Annotated in this window: 17 protein-coding genes; 5 read left to right on the top strand and 12 right to left on the bottom strand. The window is 64.9% G+C overall.

Translation table 11 applies throughout. From position 1 onward, the window contains the following. Nucleotides 1-2 precede the first annotated feature (2 nt). Both J1G37_RS12890 and J1G37_RS12895 read left to right on the top strand, forming a co-directional pair. On the top strand, nt 3-839 hold the full coding sequence (locus J1G37_RS12890) for an ABC transporter permease (protein WP_207042163.1): 837 nt from the start codon (nt 3-5) through the stop codon (nt 837-839). Then, a complete protein-coding gene (locus tag J1G37_RS12895; protein WP_207042165.1) occupies nt 836-2,296 on the top strand; it encodes an ABC transporter ATP-binding protein in 1,461 nt (486 codons plus the stop codon). Before J1G37_RS12890 ends, J1G37_RS12895 begins: the two co-directional genes overlap by 4 nt. Before the next feature lie 56 nt (nt 2,297-2,352). Here J1G37_RS12895 and J1G37_RS12900 read toward each other — a convergent pair whose 3' ends face one another. From J1G37_RS12900 to J1G37_RS12920, 5 genes are read right to left on the bottom strand one after another with little or no spacing between them, the layout of a single operon-like run. Then, complete coding sequence (locus J1G37_RS12900; RefSeq protein ID WP_207042167.1) at nt 2,353-3,303, bottom strand: ABC transporter permease; 951 nt, start codon at nt 3,301-3,303, stop codon at nt 2,353-2,355. Then, nucleotides 3,300-4,883: an ABC transporter substrate-binding protein gene (locus tag J1G37_RS12905; RefSeq protein WP_207042168.1), complete on the bottom strand. Its 1,584-nt coding sequence runs from the start codon at nt 4,881-4,883 to the stop codon at nt 3,300-3,302. Before J1G37_RS12905 ends, J1G37_RS12900 begins: the two co-directional genes overlap by 4 nt. Next, nucleotides 4,883-6,067 carry an LLM class flavin-dependent oxidoreductase gene (locus J1G37_RS12910; protein ID WP_207042170.1) on the bottom strand — a complete coding sequence of 395 codons (1,185 nt, stop codon included), beginning with the start codon at nt 6,065-6,067 and terminating at the stop codon, nt 4,883-4,885. The genes J1G37_RS12905 and J1G37_RS12910 overlap by 1 nt, the downstream gene beginning before the upstream one ends. A 21-nt stretch (nt 6,068-6,088) precedes the next feature. After that, the gene (locus tag J1G37_RS12915) at nt 6,089-7,159 is read right to left on the bottom strand and encodes an ABC transporter substrate-binding protein (protein WP_207042172.1); all 1,071 of its coding nucleotides are present in this window, start codon (nt 7,157-7,159) and stop codon (nt 6,089-6,091) included. Then, complete coding sequence (locus J1G37_RS12920) at nt 7,156-8,505, bottom strand: amidohydrolase (protein WP_207042174.1); 1,350 nt, start codon at nt 8,503-8,505, stop codon at nt 7,156-7,158. The genes J1G37_RS12915 and J1G37_RS12920 overlap by 4 nt, the downstream gene beginning before the upstream one ends. Nucleotides 8,506-8,772: 267 nt before the next feature. Between J1G37_RS12920 and J1G37_RS12925 the strand changes: the two genes are divergently transcribed. Next, nucleotides 8,773-9,840, top strand: a complete 1,068-nt coding sequence (locus J1G37_RS12925; RefSeq protein WP_207042176.1) for a sigma-54 dependent transcriptional regulator — start codon at nt 8,773-8,775, stop codon at nt 9,838-9,840. Between the two features lie 154 nt (nt 9,841-9,994). Here J1G37_RS12925 and J1G37_RS12930 read toward each other — a convergent pair whose 3' ends face one another. From J1G37_RS12930 to J1G37_RS12950, 5 genes are all read right to left on the bottom strand, one after another. Further along, a complete protein-coding gene (locus J1G37_RS12930; protein WP_207042178.1) occupies nt 9,995-10,798 on the bottom strand; it encodes an ABC transporter ATP-binding protein in 804 nt (267 codons plus the stop codon). A 17-nt stretch (nt 10,799-10,815) separates the two neighbouring features. After that, a complete protein-coding gene (locus J1G37_RS12935; RefSeq protein ID WP_207042180.1) occupies nt 10,816-11,571 on the bottom strand; it encodes an ABC transporter permease in 756 nt (251 codons plus the stop codon). Further along, nucleotides 11,568-12,350: an ABC transporter permease gene (locus tag J1G37_RS12940; RefSeq protein ID WP_207042182.1), complete on the bottom strand. Its 783-nt coding sequence runs from the start codon at nt 12,348-12,350 to the stop codon at nt 11,568-11,570. Before J1G37_RS12940 ends, J1G37_RS12935 begins: the two co-directional genes overlap by 4 nt. A 142-nt stretch (nt 12,351-12,492) precedes the next feature. Further along, the gene (locus J1G37_RS12945) at nt 12,493-13,674 is read right to left on the bottom strand and encodes an MFS transporter (protein WP_207042184.1); all 1,182 of its coding nucleotides are present in this window, start codon (nt 13,672-13,674) and stop codon (nt 12,493-12,495) included. A gap of 2 nt (nt 13,675-13,676) precedes the next feature. Next, nucleotides 13,677-15,917 carry a TonB-dependent receptor gene (locus tag J1G37_RS12950; protein ID WP_207042186.1) on the bottom strand — a complete coding sequence of 747 codons (2,241 nt, stop codon included), beginning with the start codon at nt 15,915-15,917 and terminating at the stop codon, nt 13,677-13,679. Between the two features lie 153 nt (nt 15,918-16,070). Between J1G37_RS12950 and J1G37_RS29140 the strand changes: the two genes are divergently transcribed. Then, nucleotides 16,071-16,202 (top strand): hypothetical protein, encoded by a 132-nt coding sequence (locus J1G37_RS29140; protein ID WP_277990739.1) that lies wholly within the window; start codon nt 16,071-16,073, stop codon nt 16,200-16,202. Here the strand turns inward: J1G37_RS29140 and J1G37_RS12955 are convergent. Together J1G37_RS12955 and J1G37_RS12960 are read right to left on the bottom strand one after the other, a co-directional pair. After that, nucleotides 16,185-17,246: an ABC transporter substrate-binding protein gene (locus J1G37_RS12955; protein WP_207042188.1), complete on the bottom strand. Its 1,062-nt coding sequence runs from the start codon at nt 17,244-17,246 to the stop codon at nt 16,185-16,187. The genes J1G37_RS29140 and J1G37_RS12955 overlap by 18 nt on opposite strands. Before the next feature lie 11 nt (nt 17,247-17,257). Then, entirely contained in the window at nt 17,258-18,388 is a 1,131-nt protein-coding gene (locus J1G37_RS12960) for an LLM class flavin-dependent oxidoreductase (RefSeq protein WP_207042294.1), read from the bottom strand. A gap of 259 nt (nt 18,389-18,647) precedes the next feature. On the opposite strand from J1G37_RS12960, the gene J1G37_RS12965 reads away from it, so the two are divergent. After that, nucleotides 18,648-19,388 carry a class II aldolase/adducin family protein gene (locus tag J1G37_RS12965; protein ID WP_207042190.1) on the top strand — a complete coding sequence of 247 codons (741 nt, stop codon included), beginning with the start codon at nt 18,648-18,650 and terminating at the stop codon, nt 19,386-19,388. Nucleotides 19,389-19,445 lie beyond the last annotated feature (57 nt).

A 19,445-nucleotide genomic window follows, 5' to 3' on the forward strand; every position in this document is an offset into this window, starting at 1 on the left:
CGATGCTGTGCTTACCTTGGCGTGCCTTGGCCGCCAATCGACAAGTGCGCCAGGGCGCCGGCCTGAGCCTGCTGGTGATCGGCCTGGCACTGGCTGGGCCGTTGCTGGCGCCCCATGGCGCGAGTGAACTGCTCGGCCCGGTGTACGGCGCGCCCAGCGCCAGCGCGCCGCTGGGTTACGACTACCTCGGGCATGACGTGCTGTCACGGGTGCTGGTGGGCGGATGGAGCGTGGTGTGGATGGCGTTGGCGGCCGCCTCGCTGGCGTTGCTGGTGGGCGCGGGCCTGGGGCTGCTGGCGGGTTTTTCCCGTGGGTCACTGGACCGTTTGATCCGCTGGAGCGCCGACCTGTCCCTGGCGTTTCCCGAGTTGATCCTGGTGCTGCTGGTGGTCTCGCTGCTGGGGCGCGAGCCGTGGTTGATCGTGCTGACGGTGGCCTTCGCCTTCCTGCCCGGCATGATCCGGCAGACCCGCGCCAGCACCCAGGCCGTGGTCGAGCAGGAGTTCATCGAAGTGCTGCGAGCCATGGGCCTGCCGCGCCGCCACCTATTGTTGCGCGAAGTGCTGCCGAACATCCTCACCCCCATGCTCGTGCATTTTGGCAGCATGCTGACCTGGGCCATCGGCATCTTGTCGGGGCTGAGCTTTCTCGGCTACGGCATGGCGCCGCCGGCGGCGGATTGGGGCCTGATGATCAGCGAGAACCAGGGCGGGCTGGTCCTGCAACCCTGGGCGGTGCTGGTGCCGGCGCTGCTGATCGGCGTGTTCGCCTATGCCAGCAACATGCTCGCCGAAGGCATCGGCCGGGTGCGCGCCGGGGTGCTGGAGCACACGCCATGACGCCGTTGCGTGTGCAGGACCTGCGGGTGCAACTGGACAGTGGCAAGGCGGTGGTTGCCGATATCCATTTCGAATTGAACCCAGGAGAAATCCTCGGCCTGGTGGGAGAGTCCGGCTCGGGCAAGACCACGCTGGCCACCGCGTTGCTCGGGCATGTGCGCAAGGGCGCGCGGATCAGTGGTGGGCAGGTGCTGGTCGCCGGCACTGATCTGCTCGGCTTGCAGGGCGAAGCCTTGCGCCAGGCCCGGGGTGGTGTGATCGCCTATATCCCCCAGGACCCGGCGATGGCGCTGAACCCGGCGCTGCGCATCCTCGGCCAGTTGCAGGAAACCCTGGCCGCTCATGCGCCACAGCTGTCGCGGGAGGCACGCCAGCAACGCCTGCGCGACACCTTGCAGCAAGTGGGGTTGCCGGATGACCAAGGCTTTCTCAGGCGCTTTGCCCATCAATTATCCGGCGGCCAGCAGCAGCGGGTATTGCTCGCCCTGGCGTTTATCCTGCGTCCGCAAGTGGTAGTGCTCGACGAGCCGACCACCGCGCTGGACGTGACCACCCAGGCGCACTTCCTGGCCGCCTTACGCCAGTTATGCAAAACCCAGGGCGTGGCGGCGGTGTACGTGTCCCACGATCTCGGCGTGGTCGAGTCCCTGGCCGACCGGGTGATGGTCCTTTACGCGGGTAGGGTGGTGGAATGCGCCGAGACCGCGCAGTTGTTTCGCCAGCCGCAACATCCCTACAGCCAGCGCCTGCTGGCAGCAGCGCGGCTGGCGGCGCGACCGCTGGAGGATCTGTCGCAGCAGCCGCTGTTGTTGGAGGTCGATGAACTGGCGGTGAGTTATGCCGGGCGGCGCGTGGTTGCAGGGGTGAACCTGCATGTGCGCCGGGGCGAATGCCTGGCCGTGGTGGGCGCGTCGGGTTCCGGTAAAAGCAGCGTGTCCCGCGCGCTGGTCGGCCTGGCCCAGGAAGCGGCAGGGCGCCTGCGGTTCGCTGGCGCGCTGCTGAGTCTTGCGCTCGGCGCACGCTCATCCGAGCAGCGGCGGCGCATCCAGTACATTTTCCAGAACCCCCTGCGCGCGTTGAACCCGCGCCACACCGTGGCGCAAAGCCTGGCTACGCCACTGCGGCACTTCTTCGGCCTGCGCGGCGCGGCATTGCGCGAGCGTACCGAGCAAGCCTTGATCCGCGTGGCCTTGCCCGTGGCCCTAGCCGATGCCTATCCCGGCAGCTTGTCCGGTGGTGAACGCCAGCGCGTGGCGATTGCCCGGGCACTGGTGTGCGAGCCGAGGTTGCTGATTTGCGATGAGATCACCTCGGCGCTGGATGTGTCGGTGCAGGCGTCGATCCTGGAATTGCTGCGGGGTTTGCAGGCGGAGGGGATGGCGCTGGTGTTTGTCACCCATGATCTGAATGTGGTGCGGGCGATTGCGGATCGGGTCATGACACTCAAGTCTCAATGACACAAAAAAACTGTGGGAGTGGGCAAGCCCACTCCCACAGTTTTGATCCCATGTAGTCAGAGGTGTTGGGTACGCAGTTTGGGCACGCATAGCCGCGCCAGCGCATCCGCCAGCAAATTCACCCCCACCACAAACGCCGCAATCGCACTCACCCCACCCTGAATCACCGGCACATCCCTCAGGCGAATCGCATCGTTGAGCAGGCTGCCCACCCCCGGATACGTAAACGCCATCTCCACCAGCAACGTGCTGCTGAAAAACACGCTGAGGGTCAACGCCAGCCCCTGGATCAGCGGCAGCACGGCATTGGGCAGCGCATGGCCGAGCACCAGCCGCCAGGGTTGCAGGCCACGCAGGCGGGCGGCTTCGAGGTAGTCGCTGTGCAGCGCTTCGATCATCGCCCCACGCACCAGGCGGATCAGGTACGGCGCGCTGGCCAGCACCAGCGCGGCCACGGGCAGCACCAGGTAGCGGCCCTGGGTGAACGCCGAGTGATCCGGGTCGAGCAGCGACACCGCCGGCAGCCAGGTGAACAGGCTGGTGGCGAACAGCATGATCAAGCCGATCGCCAGCACAAACCCCGGCAATGATTTGAACATCACCAGCAGGGGCAGGGTCAGGCGGTCGATCCGGCGGTCGCGGTACAGCGCCAGCAACGTGCCCAGCCCCACGGCCAGGAGCAGGTTGCACAGGGCAACGGGGATGAGCAGCGCCAGGGAGTTGGCGAAGCGTTGGCCGAGGAGCTGGGTCACGGGCACCTGGGAATCCAGGGACAGGCCCAGGTCACCCTGCAGCGCCGCGCCCAGCCAGTGCAGGTATTGCTGCCACAGCGGCAAATGCAAGCCCAGCTGTTCGCGCAGCACCTGCAACGATGCCTCGGGCGCGCCCGGTCCGAGTATCACCCGCGCCGGGTCGGACGGCAGCAGGCGGATGGCGAGGAACACCAGCACGCTGATAAGCAGCACGCTGCCAAGCCCGGATAACAGGCGCCGTGCCAGCCCACTCACACGGGCTCCTTGAGCCACAGGCTGTCGAAGCGCCAGGTGGGGAGCAGGGTTTTTTCCGCCTGGGCGCCACCGACGCGGTGGGCGATGCCGTCGAGCAGGTTGGCGTAACCCCAGATCAGCATGCCGCCTTTGTCATGCTGGATCTGCTGGGCTTCGTGTACCAGCACGCGACGTTTTTCCAGGTCGGGCTGGGCCAGGGCCTCCAGGAACAGTTGGTCGAAGCGCGGGTCGCTGAAGTGGGTCTTGTTGGCCACCGACACCGGCGCGTCGGAGTGCAGCCCGCAGGTGAGGAACGGCGCGCCGATGCTGCCACCGGTACTCAGCGGCCATTCGGTGAGTTGCGGGCCGTTGAAGGTGGCGCTGTCGACCTGGCGCACGCGGATGTCCACGCCGGCGCGCTTGGCCTGTTCGGCGAACACCAGCGCCGAGCCGACGCCGCCGCTGTCCTGGTCGGCCACCAGTTCCACGCTCAAGTGCTCCTGGCCGGCTTCGCGCAACAGGGCTTTGGCGCGTTCCAGGTTGTAGCTGCGCTGCGGGATGCGGTGGTCGAAGGTCGGGTCGTTGGGCGCATACAGGTCGTTGGCCACGCGGCCCTGGCCGTTGAGGGCGCGGGCCACCAGTTCTTCACGGTCGGCCATCAGGCGAAAGGCTTCGCGCACGCGCGGGTCGTTGAACGGTGCCTGGCTGAGGTTCATGTCGAAGGTCAGCCAGTTGCCGGTGACCGAGGTCAGCACCTGCAATTTTGGATTGGCCTGGACCAGGCGCAGGTGTTCGTTGGCCAAGCCGTTGGCCAGGTCGATCTGCCCGGATTGCAAGGCGCCCAGGCGTGACGTCTGGTCCTTGAAGTCGATGATTTCCAATTCATCGGCATAGGGTTTGCCGGCCTTGTAATAGTTCTCGAAGCGGGTGAACAGCGAGCGTTGGCCGGGGCTGAAACTCTTGAATTTGTAGGGGCCGGCGCCCACCGGGTTGGTCACCGGGTGATAGTCCACCGGCACGATGCCGCCGAAGTTGACCCAGGTTTCCGGCAACGGCACGAAGCCGGCGCCGTCCTTGAAGCGCACGCGCAGGGTGCGGTTGTCGAGTTTCTCCAGGTTGTCGCGGTCGATCCAGTGCAGCAACGCCGCGTAGGGCGAGGCCAGGTGTGGGTCGGTGAGGCGGCGGATGGAGAACACCAGGTCATCGGCGTCGATGGTCTTGCCGTGGTGGAACTCCAGGTCCTTGTGCAGGCGCAGGGTCCAGATGCGTGCATCTGCGCTGACTTCGGCCTCCTCGGCCAGGGCCAGGCGCGGCAGCATGTTTTCGTCCCATTCCCACAGTTTGCTGTACAGCGCAAAGCCGCGAATGATGCCGCTGCCCACCGGTTTATGGGCGTCGAGGTTGCCGCTGCGGCTGCCGTCGATCACCCCCAGGCGCAGGCGCCCGCCGTACTGCGGACCGCTTGGTGCGGTGCTGGCCAAGGCCTGCGGTGCTGCGCCGTCGCCACAGGCACTGAGCAGGCTGCTGCCGAGTACCAGGCCAGAACCGAGGGTCAGGCTGTTGCCGAGAAAACGGCGGCGGCTGAAAAACGTCGGGTCCATCACGCCACCTGTTCGCTGGGTTGGGCCGACTGCCGCGCTGCGGGTTGGCGCAGGTGACGGAAGTGCGGAAGGATGTGCTCGCCCAGGCGATAGTTTTCTTCCAGGTGCGGGTAGCCCGCGAGGAAAAACAGCTCGATGCCCACCGCGTTGTATTCGTGAATCCGCTCGATCACCTGGGCGTAGCTGCCCACCAGCGCGACGCCGGGCGGCACGCCGATATAGCCGAAGCCGGACCACACATTGGGGTGGATGAAAAAGTCATCGAACCCAGGCGCCTGTTTTTGCGCGTACTCGTGCTCAAAGCCCAGCTTGCGCGCCGAGCGCAGGCCGTCGTGGGCCGCCAGTTGCTGGACTACGCCCTTGGCCACGCCTTCGTCGAAAAAGCGCCGGGCCTCGGCGCGGGCTTCGTCCTCTGTCGGGCGGGTGACCACATCGACGGACAAGCCAAAACGCAGGTTGCCATTGCCATGGGCCACGGCGCGGCGGCGCACGTCGTCGATCAGCGCGCGGATTTCTTCCGGGCGCTCGGCACGCATCAGGTAGTAATCGGCATGTTTGGCGGCGAATTCGCGGGCGGCTTCGGAAGAACCGGCGGTGCAGATCAGCGGCAGCTCGGCTTTCTTCTGCGGGCCACGCAGGCCGCCGCCTTCGGCGCTGTAGTAGCGCCCGGCGTAGTGGAACTGTTCGTTGTTCCAGTAACCCTTGACTACATCCATGAACTCGCTGGCCCGCGCATATCGGTCGTCGTGGCCGGTGACGTCACCTACCTGGCGCTGCATCACTTCGGAGCCGCCGTTGATGATGTTCCACACCAGGCGGTTGCCACTGGCGCGCTGGTAGGTGGCGGCCATCTGCGCGGCGACGAAGGGCGAGAAATGGAAGGGCTGGAACGCACTGACGAATTTCAGCGTGCGGGTTTCCCGGGCCAGCAGTGAACAGACGGTCCAGGGCTCTTCGCCGCTGGGCGCGTTGACCATCAGCACACCGCTGAAGCGGTTGATCTCGGCGGCACGGGCGATCTGCCCGAGGTAGTCGATGTAGGTGAACGGGTCGCCGACGGCGAAGTCCGAGACGGCACCGCTGTTGTTTTCCGGGGCTTGCCAGTCGCCGCGGTTGCGCGGGTCACCGGGCAGGAATTGGGTTTCGCCATGCAGCGGCAGGCGGGTGAAAAAGTCGATGCTCATCAAGCAGTCTCCTGGAAAAAGTTAGCGGGCACTTTCGACCTGGGCCTTGAGGTTGGGCCACAGGTCGATCAGGTCGAGGTCGCGGATCGCCTGGTCGGTGAAACGGGTGGCCAGGGACTGGCTGAAGTCGGGTTGGCTGCTGATCAACTGGTTGTCGAGGGCGTATTGGGACAGTGCGGCGAAGTGCTTGAGCAACTGCGCATCGGTCTTCGGTGCCCAGCGTTGTACCCACGGCACCGGGTCGCCTTGATCGTCGCGGCGCAGCACGCTTTGCGGGGTGCCGGCCAGGGACGAGAAACGGTAGTAATCATCTGCGTTGTGCTCATCGGCCAACCATTGGCTGGCCTTGACCCAGGCGGTGGCGACCAGTTGGGTCAGTTGCGGCTGGTTGTCGACAAAACGTTCGGTGCCCCACAGGTCCGAGGCCAGGCGCCAGTCGGCGTCGCCTTGCTTGCTGGACCAGAGCACCCGGCCGACCTGCTTGTCTTCCAGCAGATAGGCCTCACTGAGCAGCACGGCGGCATCGACCTTGCCCGCCGACACCGCCGCCGCGCCGACCTGCGGGTTGATATTGGCGATCTTGAAGTCCTTCAGTGCCAAACCCTGGCTGGCGAGGAACTGGCTGAACGGAAACTCCCACGGCCGCCCACGGTGCAGGGCCAGGCGCTTGCCCTTGAGATCACTGATCGACTGCGCCGGCGAATCCTTGGGCACCACCAGGTAGATGTTATTGCCGCTGCCGCCGGGCACCACCAGCTTGCCGGGCACGCCACCGGCCAGGGCGATCACTGAGGGCAAGTCACCGCGCACGGCGAAGTCCAGGCCGTTGTTGGAGAAGCCTTCGTTGATCTGCGGCCCGGCGTTGGCGTGGGGCAGGGCTTGCCACTCCAGGGCGACCCCGCGTTTTTGCAGTTCCTGTTGCAGCCAGCCTTCCTCGATGACGCGTCCGGGAATGCCGCCGAACACCGGCTTGCCGCCCTGGGTGAACGAGACGATGCCGATGCGCACGCTGCTCGGAGTGTCGGCAGCGAAAGCACTGAGTGCGGGGATCAAGGCCAGTGCGGCGATCAGGCGTTTGCAGACGAGTTTCATGGTTGTGCTCCAAAGCCGTTGTTGGCGAGATAGGCCAGGGTTACGCGGGACAGCGCCCGCACGCCAACCGGCAGGGCGTTGTCGTCCACCAGGAACTTGGGGGAATGGTTGGGCCAGGTGTGCGCCGGGTCGATGCCATCGGGCGTCACCCCAAGGCCGAAGAACACGCCGGGGATCTTGCGCGAGTATTCGGCGAAGTCGTCCGCCGCGTAGACGCCGGATTCGATGTCCACCGGCAGCTTGGACGAGGCCTTCAGTTGCGGCAGCAGCGCATCCACCAAGGCGCTGTTGTTGTAGCCCGCCGGGTACGTCGGGGTGACGTCGATGTTGGCGCTGGCGCCGGCACTTTCGGCGATCTTGCTGGCGGTGCGGCGCAGGCGTTCGATCACGTCGTCGCGCTGGGCCTGGCTCAAGGTGCGCACGGTGCCTTCCAGGCGCACTTGCGCGGGGATGATGTTGCTGCGCACACCGGCGTCGATGCGCCCGACAGAAATCACCGGAGCCGGCAGCGCCACCAGGTCCATTTGCCGGCTCGGGATGGTTTGCCAGCCCAGCACGATCTGCGCCGCCAGGGGAATCGGGTCGATCCCGGCCCAGGGGAAGGCGCCGTGGGTTTGTTCGCCGGTCACGGTGGCCACGAAGGTGTCGGCCGCTGCCGTGGTGCGCTCGCGGCTGATGGACAGCGAGCCGGACACGCCGGGCCCCACATGCAGGCCGAAAATCGCCTGGGGCGCCGGCTCGGCCAGCACGCCTTGTTCGATCATCAGGCGCGCGCCGCCTTTCTCGCCCACCGGCACGCCTTCCTCGGCGGGCTGGAAGATGAACTTGACGGTGCCAGGCAGGCTGTCCTTGTGCTTGGCCAGCACTTCGGCCACCCCCAGCACAATCGCGATGTGCGCGTCGTGGCCGCAGGCGTGCATCACGCCGACGGTCTTGCCGGCCTGGCTGAAGTCGTTGCCGCTGTAGGGCACGCTGACGGTGGAGGCGTAGGGCAGGCCGGTTTGCTCGGTGACCGGCAGCGCATCCAGCTCGGAGCGGATTGCGACCACCGGGCCGGGTTTGCCGCCGCGCAGAATCGCCACCACGCCGGTGTGGGCCACTTCGGTCTGCACCGTCAGCCCGAGTTCACGCAAACGCTTGGCCACGCGCTTGGCCGTCTCGAACTCACGGTTGCCCAGCTCGGGATGCTGGTGGATGGCATGACGCAGTTCGATCAACTGCGGGGTGGCGCGCTGGATGTCCTGGTCCAGTTGGCTCAACCGTTGCGGGTCGATTTCAATGGCACTGGCCAGGGGCGCGACCAGCAAGGCGGCGAGCAGCGCGGGGAGGGGGCGGGTCAACTTCATGCAAAAACCTCGGGGTTCAAACGACGGATACCGAGGGACAACGCAGAATGCATGCCAGGCGCCCATATCCCCTGTTCCCTGGGTTTTACGGCGTTTTCGAGGGGGCTTTTGCTGAATCAGCAGCGAGCGATTGCTGATGGATTGCTGCTCCAGCAGCAGTGAATCTCATATGTTTTATTGGAATATTCAAATGCAAATTAATAATTATTTTATCTATGCGGCTTGGTTCACTATGGCGCCCAAGTACTTTGGAAACAGGACCGTAAGATGTCATTGCTCACCCACCCCAACGCCCGTGAACTGAGCAAAACGGTGCGGGCCACCGTACTGGTTTTCAAAGACCCGCGTTCCCAGGAACTGCTCAACCGCATCGAGCGCCTGGCACCCAGCGAAGCCAACGCGCTGATTATCGGCGAGACCGGCACCGGCAAGGAGTTGGTGGCGCGGCAGATCCACAATCTGAGCCGGCGCAGCCAGGCCAACTTTGTCGCGGTGAACTGCGGCGCGTTTCCCGAAACCCTGGTGGAGAGCGAGCTGTTCGGCCATGAGAAGGGCGCCTTCACCGGCGCCACGCAAAACAAGGCCGGTTGGTTTGAAGCGGCCAACGGCGGCACCTTGTTCCTCGACGAGATCGGCGATTTGCCATTGGGCATGCAGGTCAAATTGCTGCGGGTGTTGCAGGAGCGCGAAGTGGTGCGCCTGGGCTCGCGCACGCCGATTCCGATCAACGTGCGGCTGGTGGCGGCGACCAATATCAACCTGGCGGATGCCGTGGTCGCGGGCAATTTCCGCGAGGATCTGTTCTACCGGCTGCACGTCGCCACCATCCGCCTGCCGCCGCTGCGCGAGCGCCCGGGAGACATCCTGCCGCTCACCGAGTTCTTTGTCGCCGAACACTGCCGGCGCCTGGGCTACAGCAGCGCGCAACTGAGCCCCGAGGCCGAGCGCAAGCTGTTGGCGCATAACTGGCCGGGGAATATCCGTGAGCTGGAAAACGCCATTCATCACGCGTTGCTGGTGTGCCGCCAGCAGGTGATCCAACCGGGGGATTTGCACTTGGTGGAGATGAGTGCGGCGGTGCGCCAGGAGATCCAGGCGCTACCTGCGGCAGGCGGTGACCTGGAGTCGGCGTTGATCAGTTTGTTTGAGAAGAACCTCGATAACCTGTTCGATCATATCGAGGAGCAGGTGTTTCGCACGGCGTACCAGTTCTGCCATGGCAACCAGTTGCAGACCGGGCGGTTGCTGGGGATCAGCCGCAATATTGTGCGGGCGCGGTTGGAGAAGATTGGGGAATTGCCGCCGATTGGGGGGTATCCGGTCAAGGTTGAGTGACAGGCGCACGCTTACGGCCTGACTCAACACCATCCCCTGTGGGAGCGGGCTTGCTCGCGAATGCGGAGTATCAGTCACCTATATTTCGACTGATCCACCGCATTCGCGAGCAAGCCCGCTCCCACACAAGCCAGCTCCCACATTTTTGGATGTGTCAGGCCTGATGTTCCCCTAGCAACTCAGCGCGCAACTGCGCTTTCAACGCGTGCAACTCTGGCGACAGATGATCCCTCGGATGCGGCAACCCCACCGCAATCTCCCGCCGAATCCTGCCCGGATGCGCCTGCATCACAATCACCCGGTCCCCCAGGTACAGCGCCTCTTCGATGTCATGGGTGACCATGATCACCGTGCACCGCTGCTTGACCCAGATGCGTTGCAGTTCCTGTTGCAGGTACACCCGGGTCAGGGCATCCAGGGCGCCCAGGGGTTCGTCGAGCAACAGCACCTTGGGCGTGTTGATCAGCGCGCGGGCGATGGCGGCGCGTTGGGCCATGCCGCCGGAGAGTTGGTGCGGGTAGGCGTCGGCAAAGCCTTCGAGGTTGACCTTGGCGATGTGCTCGTCCACCAACTGCTGCTTGGCCTTGGCGCTCAGGCGGTGGTTTTTCAGGGCCAGGGCGATGTTCTGGCTGACGGTCATCCACGGGAATAAACGATGGTCCTGGAACACGATGCCACGGTCGAGGCTGGTGCCGGTCACGGGCTGGCCGTCGAGGAGGATCTGGCCGCTGTAGTCGTTGTCCAGGCCGAGGATCAAGCGCAGCAAGGTGGATTTGCCGCAGCCGCTGGGGCCGACGATGCTGACGAACTCGCCGGGGGCAACCGTCAGGTCGATGCCGTCGAGCACGCGCAGGCGCTGGCCCTTGAGGCTGTAGTCCTTGCTCAGCCCTTTGATTTCAAGGGCGCCGGGCAGGGTGTGGGGTGTCAGGGAAACAATGTGCGGTGCGATTGCAGTCATGTCCAAGCCTTCCAGAATCAGGGGCGCCAGCGCAGCAGGTAGCGGCTCAGGCAGGTGAATAACAGGCTCATGCCGTAGCCCAGGGCCGCGATGCTGACCACGCACAGCAGGATGATCTCCATGCGCGCGCCGGCTTCGGCATTCATCATCAGGTTGCCCAGCCCGGGGCCGGCGGAGAGGAACAGTTCGCTGCCCACCGCCGTGACCCAGGCGAAGGCAATCGCTTGCAGCACACCGGTACACAGGCTGGGCAGTGCCGACGGCAGCAGCACCAGGGCAAAGCGTTGGCGGCGACTGAGGACCAGGGCCTGGGCGACTTCGAGGTGGCGCGCATCCACCTGGCGCAAGCCTTCAAAGGTGTTGAGGGCCATCGGGTAGCTGGCGGCGAGGGCGATGATCAGCACCTTGGAGCTTTCGCCGTTGCCGAACCACAGCGCGATCAAGGGAATCCAGGCCAGCATCGGCACTTGGCGCAGGCTGTGGAACAGCGGTGCAATCAAGCGCTCGCCCCAAGCGGACAACGCCATGCTGGCGCCGATCAGGGTGCCGGCAAGCACGCCAAACAGCAGGCCCTGGCTGGTGCGCAGCAGGCTGGCGAGCAGGTTGGTCAGCAGCTCGCCGTTGCCGACGATCTCCACCAAGCCGGCCACCACCTGCGCCAACGGCACCACGGCGTACGCACCGCTGGCACCCTGGCGCGAGGCATATTCCCAGGCGGCCAGCAACAGCAGGGGCAGCAGCGCGCCACGGGCGTGTCGGAGCAGGCGTTTCATGGCGCCACCCGCGTCGGTTGCCAGCGCTGCAAGCGGCGTTCAAGGCGGCGCAGGGACCAGTCGAGGGCGAAGCCGACCAGACCGGTGACGACGATGCCGACCATCACCACGTCGATGCGCAACATCTGCCGCGCCATCTCGATCATCTGCCCCAGGCCGCTGTCGGCCGCCAGCAGTTCGGCGGCGATCAACACCACCCAGGCGCGGGTCAGGCCGATGCGCAGGCCGGTGACAATCTGCGGCGTCACGGCTGGCAACGCCACGGCCTTGACCAGGCTCAGCCAGGGCAGGCGATACACCGCCGCCACCTCGAAATAGCTGCGGGGAATGCCCTTGACCCCCTGGCTGGTGGCCAACGCCAGCGGGAAAAAAGCTGCTTCGGCGACGATGACGATCTTGAAGATTTCATCGATGCCGAACACCAGCACCAACAGCGGAATCAAGGCCAGGCTGGGGATCTGCCGCAGGCTATGGAACAGCGGCCCGCAATAGGCTTCCACGGTTTTCGACAAACCCATCAGCAAGCCGAACAGCAACCCGCTCACTGCGCCGATGCCCAGGCCCCAGCCCAGGCGGCCGAGGCTGGTAAGCAGGTGGTCCAACAGCTCGCCGTTTTCCAGCAGCAGCGCAAAGGTGCGCCACACCTGGGCGGGCGGCACCAGCAACTGCCGGGGGAATACCCCGGCCGCCGCGACGCCGGCCCACAGGCCAAGCAAGGCCAGCGGCGAAATAAGCCAAGAGAGCCGGGACACAAGCACCGGCAGTGAAGGTTGGGGCATGGGGATACTCTTATCAGTCTGCTTGAAGGCAATAGTGCAGCTTGTATGCCAAGGCCCAAGGCCCGGCAAACACGGGTGAAGGAGGGCAACCGCGCTGCTGCATGGGCAACGCGTTGCTGGTGCACTGCTGCTACAGCAGCAGTCAGGCCGCGACCGGCACGTGGCGGCGTGCCGTATACCAGGTCGCCGCGATCACCAGGATCAGCAGCGCCCAGCACACAAACAGCGGGCCGAGGCCGATCAGGTAACTGATCACACCGCCCGCCATCGCCCCGACAAAACCGCCGGCCATGGAGGCGAGCTGGAACAGCCCCGACACCTTGCTCTTGTCCTGCACCTGCTGGCTGAGTTGGTTCATGTTCAGCAGGTGCAAAGCGGCGGCTGCAAGGCTCAACAACACGCCCGCCAAGGCCAGCCATGCAAAGCCGTGACTCAATCCGATCAGCAGCAGCGCCGCCATGCCGAACGCCAGGCTCAAGCCATAGGCCAGACCCTGGCTGAGGTGGCGCAGTACGTACCCCAGGCCAAACAGCGCCAGCACCGCGCCAACCCCTTCGATCACCACCAACGCCACCGCACGGTCCTGGGACAAGCCCGCCTCCTGTAGCGCATAGAGGATGATGAAGGTGCTGAACACCGAGGTGGTCGCGCTGTTGAGCGCCTCCATGGCGCACGGCTCGCGGATGTCCCGATGCCCCAGCAGCGTGCGGGCTTCGCCGAACATGGCCGCCAGGTTGAGCGCCGGCGCGCGCTCGCTCGGCGGTTCACCTTCCCAGAAGCTCAGGCTGTACACCGCCATCGCGCCAAAGCACAGGCTTATCAGCACAAAGGCCCAATGAAACTGGCCCTCGCCGCTGAACTGGTTGCCCAGCAGCGGCCCCAGCAAGCCCAGGCCCAGGGTCAAGGCGCCGCGATACCAGCCGGCCTTGCTCAGCCCCAGGTGCTTGAGTTCGCGCAGGAAGGCGCTGTTCATCGCGACGATGCGAAACGGAATGAACAAGCCGATCAACCACTGCGCCAGCGCCAGCCACAGCCAACCGCTGAACAGCGGGATCAGCAGGTTGACCAGCATCGGCCCGAGGCTCGACACAAAGTAGATCGGCTTGGCGCCATAGCGGGCGATCACGAAACCCGCCGGCAAGGTGAGAAACACCATGCCCAAGGACTCCATGGCCGAGATGATCCCCACCTGCATGGCGTTTGCCCCCAGCGACAGGGCGTACAAGGTGGTGACGATCTTGGCCATGCCGATGGTGGCGCCGCTGAAGGTGGCCAGCAGCATGAAGTTGACCAGGAAACCCGGGCGCGAGGTGTTCACGGGCATCCTCAGAACTTCGCCGTCACGGTCACGCCGGCGGTGCGCGGATCACCGAACGACGCCCAATACGGCGCGCTGCCACGGTTGAGGGAAATGCCGTGGTTCTGGTACTGCTTGTCGGTGAGGTTATTGACGAAGCCGGTGATGTTGTACTTCTCGTCGGCGGTGGTGTAGCTCAGGTGCGCATTGCTCACGGTGTAGCCGCCCTGGTTGAGCCAGGTCCACTGCGACTGCTGGTACGCCGAGATGAAGTACTCCTTGCTCTGGTAGCGCAGGTCGCCGCCCAGGACCAGGGCGCCTGGAATATCCAGCGGGAAGCGGTAGTCGGCGCCCAGCGCGTAGGTGTGGCGTGGCGCGCGGATAAAGCTGTTGCCCTTCCACAGGTCGCCGGTGAACTCGCTGGAAAACACCGAGGCGGCCAATTGCAGGTGCAGGTTGTCGGTGGCCTGGGCTTCCAGTTCGAACTCCGCGCCGCGCGCCGTGCCTTCGGCGCCGTTGGTGAGCAACGACACCAGGCTGCCGCTGGCGGTGGTGGTGGTCGCGCTGACCTGCATGTCCTGGTAGTCGTAGTAGAAGACGTTGGCGTTGGCGTGCACGCGACCGTTGAGCCATTCGGACTTGAGCCCCAGTTCATAGGAATTGAGGGTCTCCGGCTGCACCGTGCTCAACTGCTCCAGGCTGCTGGACAGCCCGGTGTTGAACGCACCCGAACGGAAGCCCTTGGCATAACGGGCGTACACCCGCAGGTTGTCGTTGATGCGGTATTCCGGGGTCAGGTCGTAGGTCACCGCGCTCCAGGTCTTGTTGCGCTTGGCATTGCCGTTGGTGGTGATGCCGGCACCGGTCACGTCCACCGGGTTTTGCAGGGAGCCTGAATCCCACCAGTCGCCGTTGAAGTTGCTGCCGGTGGTTTGCACCAGGTCCAGGTCGATGGCTTTTTTCTCGCGGGTCCAGCGCAGGCCGCCGGTGACGGTGAACTGGTCGGTGAAGTCGTAGGCCAGGTTGCCGAACAGTGCGTAGCTGGTGTTTTTATGGCTGAACGAGGTGCCGGTGTAGCTGGCCTCGGATGCGCCTTCATCCGGCAAGGCCGAGGTGGCGCCAGCGCTTTGCAGGTCTTCGTGGAAGAAGTGCGTGCCGAGGATCCAGCGCAGGGTCTCACTGGTGGGCGAGGCGACACGGAATTCCTGGGAGTACTGGCGCCAGCGGTTGTTGGTGTAGTTGCGCCCGCTTTCCACCGGCGACAGGTCATCGTCGCTGATGCTGCGTTGCTTGGTTTCGTCGTAGGCGCTGATCGAGGTGAGGCGGTAGTCGCCCAGGTCGTAGTTGAGGGTCAGGGCCGTGCCGGCGTGTTCGATCTTCGATTTATTGTCGACGTTGCTGTCGATGTAACGCCGGTCCGGGTTGCTGCGGTTATAGCCGCCCAGCCAGGGGAAGCTGCCCACCGGCAACAGGCCCGCTGCGGTGCCGCGGGTCTGGCTGTCGTGCAGGGTCCAGAGTGCGGTGAGGTCGGGGTTGAGCTTGGCGAGGAATTGCAGGCGCACGGCTTTGTTGTCGACGCGGTCGTAATCCTTGTCGTCATAGACGTTCTTGATAAAACCGTCGCGTTCCTTGGAATACAGCGACACGCGCGCGGCCAGGCGGTCTTCCACCAGGGTGCCGCCGAGGGCGCCATTGACGATTTTTTCGTTCTTGCTGCCGTAGCCGAGGGTGGCGTAGCCGTCGTTATCAAAGCTCGGCTTTTTGGTCAGGATGTTTACCGCGCCACCGGTGGTGTTCTTGCCATACAGCGTGCCTTGCGGGCCGCGCAGGATCTCGATGCGGTCCAGGTCGAACAGCGGGTCGCCGCCGGCCAGCGGCGCGTTGAGGTACACATCGTCGACGTACACGCCCACCGGGAACACCGTGGCGGCGCCCTGGTCGCCAGTGCCCACGCCGCGAATGTACCAGCGCGGCCGTGCATCGCCGTCCGGGTTGTTGGCCTGGGCGTTGGGCACGAACTTGAGGGCCTTGCCGATGTAGTCGGTGCCGGCCTGGCCGAGGCTTTCGCCGGACACGGCGCTGACGGCGTTGGCGATGTCCTGCACGCTTTCTTCGCGGCGCTGGGCGGTGACCGTCACCGATTTGAGGGTGGGCGCGCTGTCGTCGGCGGCGGGCGTTTGTTCCTGCGCCAATGCGGGCAGGCTGTGCAGCGTGCCGGTCAAGGCGGTGGCCAGCCATAGGCTGTGGGTGATCCTGTTGATGCGGTACATAACCCCTCCGAAAGTAATGGTGCTGGTACTTTTCGGTCTGCTTAAGTTGTCTTTTAAGTGCGCTGCAAACCTTGAAAGCTACAGCGCTATAGCAGGGCCTGTGCCAAGTTTTATGTTGTTGATATATATAGGTTTTATGTGGGCTTGCGCAGGGTGTTGCTGCCCCAGCAGCAGTGGGGCAGCAAGGGGTTGTTTGAATTTGAGCAGGCGGGCTTTTCGGCGGGCGAAAAAAAGGCCGGCAAGCCGGCCAAGGTGCGCGAGATGAAACTATACGGACAAGCGTGAAGTGGCACCGAGGACACTTTCCAGCACGCTGAAATCAATCCAGTCACGCACATCGAAACGCCGTGGGATGAACTGCCAGCGATGGAGGAAATCGGTGAAATCCTGCAACGCCAGGATCGACTGTTCATCAAGCATGGTGCGCAGGCGCCGATGGGCATCTTCGCCGTAGGCGGTGGCCACCCAATACTCGCTGGTGTTGAGTTCGCGGGCGAGGAACTGGCGGGTCTTCTCGGGGTTGGCCCAGGCCCATTGCTCGGCGCGCAGTACGCAGTCGACGATGGTTTTCGCCGCGTCGAAGTGATGCTCGCGCAAATGCCCGTCCACGGTGAGGGTGCGCGGCGTGCCGTTGTTGGAGCGGATCATCGGGTCGGGGTGGGAGCCGGTGTCGATCACCACATGCAAGCCGAACTCGGCAGCCAGTTGCACGGCGTGGGCGCCCTTGAGAAAGATCGCGTCGATGTCGCCGCGCAGCAGGCCGATCAGCTCGTTGTTGCGCCGTTGCGCGCGGTTGAAACCGAACGACACCTGGGCGCCGTGGACGTGGCGCATCTGTTCATCGCTGTAGGTGCCGCCGTAGGGGTAGTCCACCAGGTCCACGTCGCTGACGCTCATGCCTTCCAGCTTCAGCGCGTTTTCCAGGCCGCGAAGGGCCTGGGCGCGGGTGAAGTCGATCTGCACGTTGGCCCACTTGGGGATGCCGAAGCGGCGGTGCTTGAGGTCGCGCACGGTTTTGACCCCGCTTTCGACGGTGGTCAGGATCAACTGCACTTCGTCGCTCCACGACAACCCCAGCAGGCGCGTGTCGACGCCGTTGGCATAGGCCCAGATCGCCGGGATGTTGCCGCCGTGGCGCACGGAATTGGGCAGGTGATGGTCGTAGTGGGCTTCGCGGATGTCGCGTTCGCTGGACTCGCGCAAGGCCTGGATATTGGTGCCCGAGGGCAGGAACGCCTCGGCCAGGCGCCCGGATTCCACGGCGATGCCGAGGCCGGTCGGCACCGGGCTGTGGGTGTACCAGAGGGTATCGAGAGAGGGTTTGCTCATGGTCATCCTGTTCAGCGCGAAGGGCGGTCTTGCACCAGCGGCAATACTTCCTGGCCGATGCGCAGGGCTTCTTCCAGGTGTGGGTTGCTGGCGAGGATAAAGGTCGAGAAGCCCGCGTCGCGGTACTCGGCCAGGCGTTCGGCGACGTTTTCATGGCTGCCCACCAGGCCCACGGTGGGGCCGGGCTTGGCCTTGGCAAAACCGGCCCACAGGTTGGGGCCGATGATCAGGTCTTCAAAGCGGTCGACATTCTGGTGATAGGCGGTCTGGCGTGCGGCGCCCACCGAATCCGAGCCGCCGACAAAGGCCTTGGCCTCGTTGCTGCCGCGATTGCCCACGGCGTCGAACTGGCGACGCAGGTCGCGCCAGGCGGCTTCTTCGGTTTCCCGGGCGAACAGGTCCACGCGCAGGCCGAAGCGCACTTCGCGGCCTTGTTGCGCCGCGCGCTCGCGCACCCGGTCCATGTGCGGCTGGAGTTGGTCCAGCGGCTCGGCCCAGTTCAAGTACACGTCGGCGTGCTTGGCGGCGACGTCCAGCGCAGGCTCGGAGAAGCCAGAAAAGTACACGCCGGGTTTGCGTTCGTTGCGTAGGCCAGGGGGCAGTGAACCGTTCTCCAGCTGGTAGACCTGGCCCTCATAGGAGAACGTCTCGTGCTCCCACAGGCCCTGAATGATGTCGAGAAATTCGCCGGTGCGCCGGTAGCGCTGGTCATGTTCGAGGAAATCGCCCTGGGCGCGCTGGCTGGCCGGGTTGCCGCCGGTGATGATGTTCCAGTCCAGGCGCCCGTGGCTCAGGTGTTGCAGGATCGCGGCCTGTTGCGCGGCGTAGGCGGGCAGGGTCCAGGTGGCCTGGAACGCCACAAGGAAACGGATGCGCCGGGTCTCGCGGGCCAGCGCCGCGGCGACGATCCACGGCTCCGGGCCGGTGGGCAACAACGCCCCCTCGAAACCGGCCAGCTCGGCGGCCTTGGCCACCTGCGCGATGTAGTCGATATAGGTGAAGCCATCCGGCTCGCCGTTGGGCCGATGGCCTGGCGCGATATGCCCGGGGCTGCGGTTGAAGCTGCCGCGATTGTGCAGGTCTGTACTCAGTTGCTGGCCGTCGGTGCCCAGGGGCAACCGCCAGAAAAACTCCGTGCTTATACAGGCTCCCGAAAGAAAATGGAAAACGTTGCAGAGGCTGATAGCAACGCCCATGCCAGTCCCCTAGGGCGCTGGAATTGCGGGCGCGACTCGGCTGCGGGCGGGGCCGGGTGCTGCTGTGGCAGCAGTCGGTCAGCAGTGGTTGCTGGGGAGACAACATCCGCGCGGCGCCCATGCCCCGGATCACGGGCCTGTGGCGGCTGGCACAACTCGTGCTGAGAGGTGGAGTCATCCATTCCATGATTCTGGAGTTCATCAAGTGAGCCAGCCTGCCCCGTTGAGTGAAGCCCTGCTGCACCAGGTCGAACAGACCAAGCGTGATACCGCGAAGATTTTCAAGGTGCTCAAGGACACCCGCACCTTGACCGCCACCAACACCTTCCAGGCCCATGTGCGTGTGCCGGGCAGCGACCTGCTGATCGTCGTGGCCACGCCCGGCCCGTGGGACGACGACCAGAGCATCCGTGCGGTGGTCGCCAGCTACGACGGCGTGGTGCATCTGGATGAATACCTGGCGCCGGGCCAGCCGTTGAGCGCCAGCCGCCAGGGTGGCGGTGGCCGGCGTTATGCGGCGACCTTTCGCGGCGCGCCGCAGGTCAACGTGGTGATCCATGTACACACGCCGTACCTGGGAGGTTATGCGGCGGCGCATCGGGTGTTCCCGCTGAACTACGCGGCGGCGCAACGGGTGACGCTGGCCCGCGAGCTGCCGGTGTACATCGACCGGCGTCAGCCCGAAGCCGAGTTCATTTTGGACGTACTCGCCGCCAACCCGCACACGCCAGCGGTGCTGGAAGCCAATGGCGGCGCGACGTTCTTTGGGCCGGACCTGCTGCAATCGGCTGAATGGATCTTGCTGTTTGAAGAGGGCGCTTACTTCCAGGCACTGGGGGAAAACCTCGGGGGCGTGCGGCCGTTCGGTGAAGGTGTTTTGGAGCAGCAATGGCGCATGACCGGGTTGTGGGAGCAGGGGCGCACGTTGGTTGCACCGGTGCGATGACCTAACGCCTCGGGGTTAACAACAGGGGGTTATCGTCACCGCCGCAGGGTGAACCTA

The organism is Pseudomonas sp. Marseille-Q1929 (genome assembly GCF_017316265.1).
In the GTDB taxonomy this organism is placed as follows: Bacteria; Pseudomonadota; Gammaproteobacteria; order Pseudomonadales; family Pseudomonadaceae; genus Aquipseudomonas.

Coding starts and splice junctions, on each gene's coding strand:
- J1G37_RS12915 (WP_207042172.1), bottom strand. CDS start 7,159: ATGAAACTCGTCTGCAAACGCCTGATCGCCGCACTGGCCTTGATCCCC.
- J1G37_RS12930 (WP_207042178.1), bottom strand. CDS start 10,798: ATGACTGCAATCGCACCGCACATTGTTTCCCTGACACCCCACACCCTG.
- J1G37_RS12955 (WP_207042188.1), bottom strand. CDS start 17,246: ATGAGCAAACCCTCTCTCGATACCCTCTGGTACACCCACAGCCCGGTG.
- J1G37_RS12905 (WP_207042168.1), bottom strand. CDS start 4,883: ATGGACCCGACGTTTTTCAGCCGCCGCCGTTTTCTCGGCAACAGCCTG.
- J1G37_RS12935 (WP_207042180.1), bottom strand. CDS start 11,571: ATGAAACGCCTGCTCCGACACGCCCGTGGCGCGCTGCTGCCCCTGCTG.
- J1G37_RS12920 (WP_207042174.1), bottom strand. CDS start 8,505: ATGAAGTTGACCCGCCCCCTCCCCGCGCTGCTCGCCGCCTTGCTGGTC.
- J1G37_RS12940 (WP_207042182.1), bottom strand. CDS start 12,350: ATGCCCCAACCTTCACTGCCGGTGCTTGTGTCCCGGCTCTCTTGGCTT.
- J1G37_RS12890 (WP_207042163.1), top strand. CDS start 3: ATGCTGTGCTTACCTTGGCGTGCCTTGGCCGCCAATCGACAAGTGCGC.
- J1G37_RS12945 (WP_207042184.1), bottom strand. CDS start 13,674: ATGCCCGTGAACACCTCGCGCCCGGGTTTCCTGGTCAACTTCATGCTG.
- J1G37_RS12925 (WP_207042176.1), top strand. CDS start 8,773: ATGTCATTGCTCACCCACCCCAACGCCCGTGAACTGAGCAAAACGGTG.
- J1G37_RS12910 (WP_207042170.1), bottom strand. CDS start 6,067: ATGAGCATCGACTTTTTCACCCGCCTGCCGCTGCATGGCGAAACCCAA.
- J1G37_RS12950 (WP_207042186.1), bottom strand. CDS start 15,917: ATGTACCGCATCAACAGGATCACCCACAGCCTATGGCTGGCCACCGCC.
- J1G37_RS12895 (WP_207042165.1), top strand. CDS start 836: ATGACGCCGTTGCGTGTGCAGGACCTGCGGGTGCAACTGGACAGTGGC.